Origin of the sequence: Phaeobacter sp. 11ANDIMAR09, from assembly GCF_001294455.1 — a bacterium.
Taxonomy (GTDB): domain Bacteria; phylum Pseudomonadota; class Alphaproteobacteria; order Rhodobacterales; family Rhodobacteraceae; genus Pseudophaeobacter.
Genome location: NZ_LIKT01000051.1, coordinates 1 through 10,452, shown reverse-complemented (window position 1 = coordinate 10,452; position 10,452 = coordinate 1). Strand labels below are relative to the sequence as shown.

Here is a 10,452-nt window from a genome sequence, read left to right as displayed (position 1 = left end):
ACCCAATGGGGGCACGCCAGGTTGATTTCGGCTTGAAGGTTGGCTGAGCGGATAAACCGGTCTTATGCAGTTGCGGCTGACGCTGTAGCAAAAATCGCTTGTATCCGCATCAAAAGTTCCACGACGATGCCATGGTTTCCCCAAACCAGACATTCAAACGGCTATCTGATTACCGGCGACTTAAGGGATCTGAAAGTGGAAAACCGGACACCAACACCTCTAAATCACCGGCCATTGATTTCATGGCAAAAAAAACGGGCAGTCAAAGAGTCGGAAGCGAAGAACTTTCCACTATTCTGGGTTGATGGAAAGCTTCAGTTGTCATGTAGTCGTGCTGCTCGAACAGAAACGTGACCGTGGCGAACAATCATTTTCCGCTATGTGAGGTACTGGAAAGGGCGATTCTTGTCGAGGCAGGCGGGGCCGTTCCCCCCATCCAATCCCCATGGATGTTCAGCATCCGGCAGCCCAAAGCTACGATGTAGAAATGCTATTTACACTGACTTCCAGAACCTTCAGGTGTATCCAATGTCTTTAATTCTCGGCGCATTATCTTGCCAGAACTCGTTTTGGGGAGGTCCGCTACGAAAGTCACGGCGCGGGGCACTTTATAGGCGGCAAGGCTAAGACGGCAAAAACTGACGATCTCTTCGCTTGTAGCGTGTTCACCTGTTTTTAGCACGATATACGCTTTGGCAACTTCTCCTTTTTGGTCGTCCGGGATTGAGCCAACCGCAGACATCGCGATTTTTGGGTGCGCCGCTAGAACCCTTTCAATTTCGGCGGGATAAACATTGTAGCCAGCCGTGACGATCATGTCTTTCTTGCGGTCCACCACGAAAACGCAGCCGTCGCTGTCCATTTTTGCCAGATCACCGGTGTGCAACCAACCGTCGGGTTCCAAGGCTTCCTTGGTCCGTGTGGGGTCGTTGAAATAGCCCATCATCACGATTGGGCCACGTATCATCAGCTCGCCGACTTCTTCGGCGGGCAACGCCTTGCGATAATCCTCGTTGTCGGCAATTCGCAATTCACAGTAGGGGAGCGTTAAGCCAATCGAGCCCATCTTAGCTGGCCCATAAAGGGGATGCGTGCTGCCGAGCCCGGCTATCTCAGTCATGCCCCAAAGTTCAACCAAAGGTGCGCCAAAGGAGGCTTCGACAGCCTTCATTTTCGGGGTTGGCATGGTCTGTCCCCCCACGGTGCACACACGTAACGAATGAAGATCTGTTTGGGCGAGATCGGGATGTTCCAACATGTAAAGATACATGGTCGGCACCCCTTCGAACATCGTGGCGCGGTGTTCGGCAATCGATGCCAAGGCAATACCAGGATCGAATGTCGCATGCAGGTTCAGGGTGCTGCCCAGAAAAAAAACACCGTTCATAACAACGTTGCCATAGACATGTGGGCATGGCAGGGCGCTGACGATGACGTCTTGTTCTGTGCGCAGGTGCATTTGTGCGGTCATGGCGGTGTTCAGAACCACGGCACGATGTGATTGCATCGCGCCCTTGGGGTGGCCCGTGGTGCCGGATGTGTAGCAAATGGTGCTTAGGCTTTCGGGGTCAATCTCGGGTGTTGGTGGGCATGGGTGGTCTTCAGCCAGCAAGGCCTCGAATGAAACCGTGCCGTCGGGTGTGTCATTGCCAAATGAAATAAGCCCCTTAACTGTGCTGTCGTTGTCTATCCCGATCAGAGGGGCCGCTTTGTCGGGCGAGGCGATGATGACCTTTGTGCCGCAATCCTGAACGACGTGACGCACTTCGTTTGGTGTGAGCATGACATTGATCGGGTTGATGACAGCGCCGAGTTTGGCGATGCCATAGTAGCTGACGATCCACTCCCAACGGTTCGCGGAATAAAGCGTAACAATGTCACCTTGGTCGATCCCCATCGAGGCCAACCCACCTGCAAGCCGTGAAGCGAGCGCGTCTATTTCGGTAAAAGAGAAGTGACGTTGATCGACAATCAGTGCTGTTTTGTCTTTGAAACGTTGCGCGGCAAGGGCACTGATTTGGCCAAGATGTTCAATCACTATTAGTCCTCCAGGGATAGTTCATCGTGACGGCGCAGGGCATCGCGCCACCAGGTATGGCAATTCTCGGTATTCAGGTTTTCCTTGAGACCGATTGCCAGCAATTGTGTTTCCTGCGGTTGAGGTATCGAAGTGATATCGATACTGCGCCCGACCCCTTGCACCAACCAGCCAGTTGCCCCGGCTCCACGCACAAAACCTTTGATCCGCAATATGCCGGTTGGGCGGTTCATCAAGGCTTGGCGCAAGCCTTTTGCGTCAAATTGTGCGTCATCGGTGGCTGACCATTGAACATACGCAGGGTGAGGTGCGTTTTTTTCGACCCGCACAGATAGGTCCTGACCAAGTTCCGTAAATGCGGTCACTTCTGCTGCAGTGTGGGCAAATCCAGCATTTGGAACGATCTCCTTCAGGGTGGTCAAAAACTCTGTGCCGGGTTTTCCTTTGCTGACATAAATCAGGTTTGCGCAGCTGATCTGACCTCTGACCTGATCCGCGATTTGCGGATCATCCAAAAGGGCTGACCCGTTTTCGCCGTCAATTACGGAGACGATACCGCCATTGCGCATTTCCGGCTCTGCGACCGCGGCATTGGCGATCTTCTGCGGGTCAGCTACGCCGCTGGCTTCCACGAGCAAATGGTCCGGGCGGGGATGACGGTCCAACACATCTGCAATCGCCATAAACAAATCGCCCCCCATGGTGCAGCAGACGCAACCATTTGTCAGCGACAGCATGTCGGCACCGGCGCTTTCGATCAGGGCCGCGTCGATGTTGATTGCACCGAAATCATTCACTAGAACCATCAATCGCTGCCCTTGTGGCTGACGAAGCAGCTGATTAATCAGAGTGGTTTTTCCGGCTCCTAGGAATCCACCGATCACGGTCATAGGAAGGCGACGATCCCTCATGTCAGAAACACTTTGCCGCTTGCAACGGTTCCCAGAACCGGGATGTCGCACAAAGCTTCTGGCGCGACCTGTTCAGGGTCTTTGCCCAGCACGGCAAAATCTGCTATCTTTCCAACGGTTATGGACCCGACCTCATGCTCCATCTTCAACGTTTTCGCCGCTCCCAATGTCAGAGCATACAGGGCTTCGGCGACGGTTAGCCGTTGTTCCTGCCCCAGGACTCGACCGGTCATAGTCTGGCGATTAACAGCGCACCACGCGGTGAACAGCGGACCCAGAGGCGTGACTGGCGCGTCCGAATGAATTGCCAAAACCAGCCCGGAATCCAGCGCAGAACGGCAGGCATCCATGCGATTGGCCCGTTCATCGCCAATGGTCAGTGCGACGTGCTGATCCCCGAAATACCACAGGTGGTTGGCGAAAAGATTCACCACCATCCCTAGTTCTGCACAACGCCGGAACTGTGCCTCATCCATCATCTGGCCATGCTGTATGACATGGCGATGATCCACCGGGGCGGGGTGTTTTCTGAGCGCGGCTTCAATGGCATCTATACACACCTCGGATGCTTCGTCCCCATTGGCGTGCAAGTGCATTTGAATGCCTTCACGCTGCATGACATCACACAGGTCGTGGATCTGTGCGGGTGGAATATTCCACAGGCCATTGGGTTGACCACCGACATATCCCGGCGCCCTGACCCGCGCCGTCCACCCCTGAATTGAGCCATCCGTCAGCAGCTTCACAGCCCCAAAGCGGAGTTTGTCGCTGTTGTGTTCCGCCAGGGTTTTGACGCGGGCAGCGATTTCTTCCGGCAAGCCTCCGGTTGCGCCAAGTACGGGAACGATCCTGAGCGGGTAGTCCTGTGCAGAGGTGACATCTTGCATCAAGGTCAGGTCGTCATCTGTCAAAGTGGAAAACAGGTCCGTCATCGTGGTGACGCCTGCCTGAACGGCCAACCGCCCGAAGGCGTGCAGTGAGTCTTCGGTCTGGGCAAGATTGCGGAAATCCACCCCAAGCCTGCGCATCAAAGGAAACATTGCAGCCATTTCCTGTAGCTCACCGGTTGGGAAATCATCAGCATCTTTCACAACGCCTTCAACAAGCGTCTCGATCCCATATCCCACCAACGCAAGCGCGGCAGAGTTTACGCACATCAAATGAAGGTTGGAAAACAGAACTGCAATTGGCCGGTCAGGGCTGACCTGATCCAGATGATGGCGATTCAATCGTTCACCCTTCAGGAAAACTGGATCAAACCCCCAAGCCACCAACGGCTGCTCGGCGGGTAGAAGACTGTGCTGCGCGCGCAGTCGATCCGTGACTTCAAGCGCAGAGGTCAGCCCCGGCCAAGCCCTGCTATCGGGGTCGATCCGGTCGTGATACCCAACATAAGTATAGCGCCAAATGCCTCCAGCCATCAGATGGGCGTGCCCTTCGACAAAACCGGGCATCAGCACCGCATCACGCAATCGATCATCTCTGACGACGTCTTGCCCCCAGCGGTCCGCACATTGCGCATCCCCAACGGCCACGATTTTCCCGTTTTGAACCGCGACATGGGTCGCGTGAGGTTGGAACGCGTCCATTGTGACAATCCGGCGCGCCTGGAAAAGAGTGACCTTGTTCATTTCGCCGCTCCGTAAAGCCAGTTCGGCAATGCCACCGTGAGTTCAGGGAACACGATCAGCAGTAGCATTCCCACTACATAGGCCAAAATAAACGGCAGGACTGCCACCGAAATCCGCTCGATGGAAACCCCGGAAATTCTGGCCGCGACGGTCAGGTTCGCCCCGAGCGGCGGTGTGAGAAAACCGATTTCACAGGTGATTACCGTGAAGATCCCGAACATCACCGGGTCCACCCCAAGCGAGCTGACCAATGGCAGAAAAACGGCCGTGAACAACACGATCTGCGCCAGACTTTCCATGAACGTGCCGATGAAGATGTAGAAGATACCGATGAGCAAAAGCACCAGCATCGGGTTTTGCGTGATCGACGTGATCCCCTGCTGCACAGCAGTCGGCACATCATAGAATGCGGTCAGCTGACCGAATGCCAAAGTCGGCGAGATCAGGATCAGGATGCCTGTCAAAAGAGCAGTAAAGCGCAGCGCGGCAATGACTTTTTTCAACGTCAGTTCACGGTAGATGAACAAGCCAACAAACAGCGAATAGAACACGGCCACACCGGCGGCCTCGGTCGGGGTGAACGCCCCGCCATAGATCCCGCCCAGAATAAGAATTGGCGCGCCAATTGACCATTTTCCGTCCCATGCAGCCCGCAGGAATGGACCCCAAGAGAACGGCGCACCTTCCCCGCCATATCCACGGCGTCTGGAAATGATATAGGTCACCACCATCAGCAACAACGTGACGATAATGCCTGGTATAACACCGGCCAGAAACAAGCGCGGTATCGAGGTGTCAGACACTAGCCCATAGATGATCAACAGGTTTGAGGGTGGGATCAGACTGCCCAAGGCTCCGGCACTTGCCACAATCGCCCCGGCAAAGGGCACATCATACCCTTGTCGTTTCATTTCAGGTACGGTGACGGACCCAATGGCAGCCGTAGTCGCAGGGCCGGACCCCGAAAGCGCAGCAAAAAGCATACTGGCAAAGACCGACACCAACCCCATTGAGCCCCGGTATGCGCCAACAAGGTTTGTCGCGATATTGATCATCCGATTGGCCATTCCGCCAACCTCCATCAATCTTCCGGCAAGAACGAAAAGCGGGATTGTCAGCAGCGGGAAGGGCGTAAGGCTGGAATAGCCGGTTTGCGCCATCAGCGTATAGGGAATGTCAATTAGGTACAGCGCCAGCAAAGTGGTCAGCCCGACCGACGCAAACAGTGGGACGCCGATAATTGTCAGGATCACGAATGCAATAACAAGGATGAGGAGCGGGCTCATATGTGGGCCTCTTCTTCTTCGAGCGTGCGATCACCATCTTCGGCCAGCATTCCGGGCAACCCGGACGCGCCGTTGCGAAACCAGTGAACATAAATTTGAATGAGACGGAGCAACATCAGCCCATAACCAATGAACAGCACGGACTGCGGATAGAATTGATCAATACCAAGGCTGGGGCTGCGTGAGGTGAATTTCCAAAGCACCGCCAGATAATCCCAGCTGAGGCGCAGCATGAACACGCAAAACAGAGCCCATGACAGATCTGCAATCAGAACCACGAAACGAGCCAGTCGATGCGGAAGAGACTGCACAGCGACCATGATCCGAATGTGAAACCGTTCGCGAACACACAGCGATGCTCCCATATAGACGGCCCAGACCATCCCGATCGATGCAACTTCTTCTGTCCAGTGCAGAGCAATTTCAAATACGTATCGCGCCACGACTTGTGCAAAGACACAGATCGAGATCACAGCAATACAGCTACAGCAAATTAGCTCCTCAAAATGGCGGTCAAACCATCTAAGAATCTTCATGACATCCTCCGGGAGTGTGGCAAGTCGTGGGGTGACAAGCCGGAAACCGGCTTGTCATCGAACCGCAAGCTTTAGTTAGCTGCGGCTTCGATTTGTTTCACTAGGTCCTGAAATTCAGGACCACGCTTTTCGGCGAACTCGTCCCGAACAGACTGTGTCGCCTCAATAAAGGCCGCCTTGTTCGGTTGTGTGATTGCCATGCCGCCCTCTTCTACCAACCAGGTGCGCACGTCTTCCGTGGTGGTCTGCACCTGAGTGCGGAACTCTTTGCCAGCATCCGCCGCGGCGCGGATAACTTCCTCGCGCTGTTCATCGTTCAGACCCTTCATAAAGCGGTCAGAGGCAAACAAAGGGATCATCGCAACGAAATGTTCAAGGATCACAAGATGCGGTTCAAACTCATAGAATTTGAGGTCCTTGATGAAGGACGCGCCATTGTCGCCACCATCAACCGTTCCGGTTTGCAGAGCGGTTGGCGTTTCAGACCAGGCCAAAGGCACTGGGTTCGCACCCAAAGCTTCGAATGTTGCCAACATGACTTCATTCTTGGGCACGCGAATCTTCAACCCTTGCATGTCTTCGATCGTGTTGACCGCACGTACAGAATTATAGAAATCGCGATATAGCGCCGGACCAAAGCTAAGCAGATGTACGCTGGTTTTGGCCTGCAGATCCTGTTTCATGAAATCGCCTACGGGACCATCGACAACACGCTCCAGATGCGCGGTGTCTTGGAACACATAAGGCAATACGGTGACATCCATCAGCGGCCAATGCGGTGAAACGTTATTCGAGGTGATGACAAACCCGTCCACGGTTCCCAATTGCATCGCCTTAAATGCTTCGTCTTCGCTTGAGATTTGGTTGCAGCAACGCAGCTTAACCTCGATCTCTCCGTCGGTGTATTCCTCGACCTTTGATTTGAATATTGAGGCAAACTGACCATAGATCGAGGCCTCGGGTGCCCCGAATCCAAAGTTCATTGTGATATCTGCGGCCCAACCTGAGACTGGCATCATAGACGCCACAACAGCGGCGAATACGCCTGACTTAAATGCTTGCATGGAAACCTCCCTTTTTCTCTGCGTGCAAATTCGAACACTTAAGACCGTGACATGCACATTCATATCAAGTAAAATATCAAAATGACCTTGATTAATACCAAAATAGCATAATGGATTTCCGCTTCCGCCACCTGCGGTTCTTCTTGGAAGTCGCCAAAGAGCTTCATTTCAGCCGGGCTGCAGAGAATATGGGTATCGCACAACCGGCCTTAAGTCGCGCGATCCGTGATCTGGAAGCAAACCTGGGTGTCGTCTTGTTTATTCGCGGCACGCGCAAAGTAGAACTGACGGACGCAGGGCAAGCATTTGTCAATGATTGTGAGGCCGTATTGAATGCCGCCAATCTTGCCGTCCAGAATGTACGTCTGGTTAATGAGGGTAGTTTAGGGTCTCTGCGCATTGGTTACACCGATATGGCGATTGCCGGCTGTTTGCCCCAGATTCTAACCAAGTTTCAGGCTCAGTATGAAAACATTTCACTTCAACCACATATGGACCCTACAATTTATCAGCTTGATCGACTGGAGAAAGACGAAATAGATATCGGTTTCGTAACTGGCCCCATTCAGGCCGAAGGCTTGATACAGCATCCAGTGCAGTCTGAGAGGTTCGTATGTGTCGTTTACGATTCGCATCCGCTTGCGCATAGGAAATCCATACGACTGGAAGAACTAGCCGGTGAAAATTTCGTCCTCGGACCACCTAAAGAGTGGGAACACTTCTATTCCTATCTTCTACCCATGTGCCGCAAGGCTGGGTTTCTGCCTCACACAGCTCAACAAGCCTATAACACAACCGGTATTATCGGGCTAATAGCCTGCGGCGTAGGCATCACAATACATACAGAAAGTGTCATCAATTGTCTGCGAGATGGGGTCAGTGCTATTCCAATCTCGACAAGTGAGATCACAGAAAATCTTGTGACCGTTGCAATCTGGAAGGAGAATAAAATTTCAGGGCCCCTGGCAAAATTTGTCAAGTTCATACGCGATCAGTCCGAAGGTTGAACACCCTGTTCAACTCCTCGGAACCGCAACGATTTTCCGCTCTTACCAATAGTGGAAAATCAGCAACCACCTATAGCCTAGAACTCCCTGTGCTGCCCGTGACGGGTGTCTGCTTTAAGGAAGTTGAGGACAGCTTTTGCATGTGTGAAAACCAGAACCAACGGTGAAACGCTTTGGTAACTTCGGGCCGGGAGCGGTCTTTCGGCCGCTTTGGGAAGTAGGTGTACGCAAATCAGTCTGGGAGTAGGGCCTTTGCTTAGTCCCGACGCCAGCTATACGCAAAGAGCGGAATTTGCAAAGCCCGCCTTTCGGTCTGGGAACACAGCCCTCCACCGCTGCGATTCCGCGTGAGAAGCGGCCATTGATGAGAGTTGCAGCGAATTTTTTTGAGGGGGGAGGGCAGTAGTACGGAAAAACACCATTTCGCTGTGAATTATCTAATGGCCGCTCTTCCAACACAGTTTCGTAAGAACATAAGTTTGTTGCGAAAATGGTTCTCTTTCCTAAAATGAATTCGGAAGGAATGCTAGTGTTGCCAGAACAGTTCACGGGTGGATGCGCGTGTGGAGCAATCCGATACAAGTCCGAAGGTGTTGCACGCTACATGGGTAACTGCCATTGCCGTGATTGCCAGCAGGCAACTGGAAGTGCCTTTTTTCCAGCAGTCTTAGTGAAACAGACGGATTTCAAGCTCGAAAAGGGGGAACCCAAATGGTTCGAGCGCCAAGCTGATCGCGGCCATGCGATTCTTCGCGGCTTCTGCTCAGAATGTGGGTCGCCTCTGTTTCTGGTCAACAAGGCAAGTGAGGGAGCAATGATCCTGTTTGCGGGTAATTTGGATGACCCGAGCTGGTATCTGCCTAGCCGTGACATTTACGTGAAGAGCGCGCAACCTTGGGATCATATGGACCCTAGTCTCCCTAAAACACATGGAATGCCTGCCTGATTTCGACAATGCTGCTGGTTTTTGGCATCCTGTGGTAAACCGACATGGCGTTTCATGGTCGTTCTCCTTTGCCAGCAGGGTTTCTCCATCAACAATAGCGATGTTTGAAACCTCACAGCTGGATTCGCCGCAGATACGCCATGTCTGCTTTGGCGCGGACGTTCGTGGAAACTTGATGACAGGCTCCAATGTGTCCGTCGGGTTTCAAACCGCACATATGAAGGTCGACCTCCAAACCGCGGGTGATCTGTCAAAGCTGCAACTGAACGCGCTGATCGACGCGGCAGAACGAAGCTGTGTCATTCTGCAATCGCCGCGCGCTCCTCCCATTGTGGAAATTGAACGTAGTTTTGGAGATCTGGGGAACATGGGGACGACCTGAGCACAGGATAAGGTTTCCTTAGCAGCAAACCTTTGGAGTTGATTGTTGAAAGGCCGCGAAGTCCGCAAAGCGTGAGTTCGCTCGGCCGGTATCGTTTCAGCCGCAGTGAATGGCGGGTTTGGCTTATTGCCCCTCAGTGGCTCTGATCTGATTTCGCTCCAGAACGGCAGCATTCGTAAATTTGCAGAACTACCGTTCTATTTGGTGACGCAGGGCAGGAGAGAGAGTACCCCTTTCACACCGCCAAAATCTGTTCCTAGTTCGTTGCGCGGTTCAGCCTTGCCAAAATCCCTCAAGAGACTGCCATCAATAACAAAACTCCTTTTTAGGAACGGGAACGCCTCAGCGCTGCCTAGTTCCTAGTTCGGAAGGTGAGAAAATGGACTTTCTCGGACGCGGCGGCCCCAGGAGGCGATATCTATAAGGGCTGTAGTAGAGGAGGGGAGTTTGAAAGGCGAAGTGTCTCAAAATCGCTTATCGTCTCGGTTTGAGCGATTTAGGCCGTGTTTGAAGGACAAGGCCCTCCTAACTTTCAAACTCCATCAACACCTCTTAAAGCCCTTTTTACATGGCTCCATCCGGTATCTTCCGGCTTCATCCGGGCTCTTCCGGTTACTGTAATATCTATTGTCTCCTAACAGCCACCCACCT

General features: G+C 53.1%; 9 protein-coding genes. 3 read left to right on the top strand and 6 right to left on the bottom strand.

The features are described from left to right. Positions 1–490 precede the first annotated feature (490 nt). The 6 genes from AN476_RS21520 to AN476_RS21495 all read right to left on the bottom strand — a co-directional run bounded on the left by AN476_RS21520 (position 491) and on the right by AN476_RS21495 (position 7,466). Complete coding sequence (locus tag AN476_RS21520) at positions 491–2,038, bottom strand: class I adenylate-forming enzyme family protein (protein WP_054463823.1); 1,548 nt, start codon at positions 2,036–2,038, stop codon at positions 491–493. A 2-nt stretch (positions 2,039–2,040) separates the two neighbouring features. Further along, entirely contained in the window at positions 2,041–2,928 is an 888-nt protein-coding gene (locus AN476_RS21515; RefSeq protein ID WP_253279966.1) for a GTP-binding protein, read from the bottom strand. 17 nt (positions 2,929–2,945) lie between these two features. Then, positions 2,946–4,580: an amidohydrolase gene (locus tag AN476_RS21510; RefSeq protein ID WP_054463822.1), complete on the bottom strand. Its 1,635-nt coding sequence runs from the start codon at positions 4,578–4,580 to the stop codon at positions 2,946–2,948. Beyond that, the gene (locus AN476_RS21505) at positions 4,577–5,866 is read right to left on the bottom strand and encodes a TRAP transporter large permease (RefSeq protein WP_054463821.1); all 1,290 of its coding nucleotides are present in this window, start codon (positions 5,864–5,866) and stop codon (positions 4,577–4,579) included. Before AN476_RS21505 ends, AN476_RS21510 begins: the two co-directional genes overlap by 4 nt. Beyond that, positions 5,863–6,402 (bottom strand): TRAP transporter small permease, encoded by a 540-nt coding sequence (locus AN476_RS21500; RefSeq protein ID WP_054463820.1) that lies wholly within the window; start codon positions 6,400–6,402, stop codon positions 5,863–5,865. Before AN476_RS21500 ends, AN476_RS21505 begins: the two co-directional genes overlap by 4 nt. 71 nt (positions 6,403–6,473) lie before the next feature. After that, positions 6,474–7,466 carry a TRAP transporter substrate-binding protein gene (locus AN476_RS21495; RefSeq protein ID WP_157063843.1) on the bottom strand — a complete coding sequence of 331 codons (993 nt, stop codon included), beginning with the start codon at positions 7,464–7,466 and terminating at the stop codon, positions 6,474–6,476. Between the two features lie 110 nt (positions 7,467–7,576). Between AN476_RS21495 and AN476_RS21490 the strand changes: the two genes are divergently transcribed. The 3 genes from AN476_RS21490 to AN476_RS21480 all read left to right on the top strand — a co-directional run bounded on the left by AN476_RS21490 (position 7,577) and on the right by AN476_RS21480 (position 9,801). Beyond that, complete coding sequence (locus AN476_RS21490; protein ID WP_054463818.1) at positions 7,577–8,473, top strand: LysR family transcriptional regulator; 897 nt, start codon at positions 7,577–7,579, stop codon at positions 8,471–8,473. A 490-nt stretch (positions 8,474–8,963) separates the two neighbouring features. Next, on the top strand, positions 8,964–9,419 hold the full coding sequence (locus AN476_RS21485) for a GFA family protein (protein ID WP_371257379.1): 456 nt from the start codon (positions 8,964–8,966) through the stop codon (positions 9,417–9,419). A 175-nt stretch (positions 9,420–9,594) separates the two neighbouring features. Next, positions 9,595–9,801: a hypothetical protein gene (locus AN476_RS21480; protein ID WP_157063841.1), complete on the top strand. Its 207-nt coding sequence runs from the start codon at positions 9,595–9,597 to the stop codon at positions 9,799–9,801. Positions 9,802–10,452 lie beyond the last annotated feature (651 nt).

Bases quoted from the DNA above. Each gene is read 5' to 3' on its own strand.
- AN476_RS21480 (WP_157063841.1), top strand. From the start codon at position 9,595: ATGACAGGCTCCAATGTGTCCGTCGGGTTTCAAACCGCACATATGAAG.
- AN476_RS21505 (WP_054463821.1), bottom strand. From the start codon at position 5,866: ATGAGCCCGCTCCTCATCCTTGTTATTGCATTCGTGATCCTGACAATT.
- AN476_RS21515 (WP_253279966.1), bottom strand. From the start codon at position 2,928: ATGACCGTGATCGGTGGATTCCTAGGAGCCGGAAAAACCACTCTGATT.
- AN476_RS21495 (WP_157063843.1), bottom strand. From the start codon at position 7,466: ATGCAAGCATTTAAGTCAGGCGTATTCGCCGCTGTTGTGGCGTCTATG.
- AN476_RS21490 (WP_054463818.1), top strand. From the start codon at position 7,577: ATGGATTTCCGCTTCCGCCACCTGCGGTTCTTCTTGGAAGTCGCCAAA.
- AN476_RS21485 (WP_371257379.1), top strand. From the start codon at position 8,964: ATGGTTCTCTTTCCTAAAATGAATTCGGAAGGAATGCTAGTGTTGCCA.
- AN476_RS21500 (WP_054463820.1), bottom strand. From the start codon at position 6,402: ATGAAGATTCTTAGATGGTTTGACCGCCATTTTGAGGAGCTAATTTGC.
- AN476_RS21510 (WP_054463822.1), bottom strand. From the start codon at position 4,580: ATGAACAAGGTCACTCTTTTCCAGGCGCGCCGGATTGTCACAATGGAC.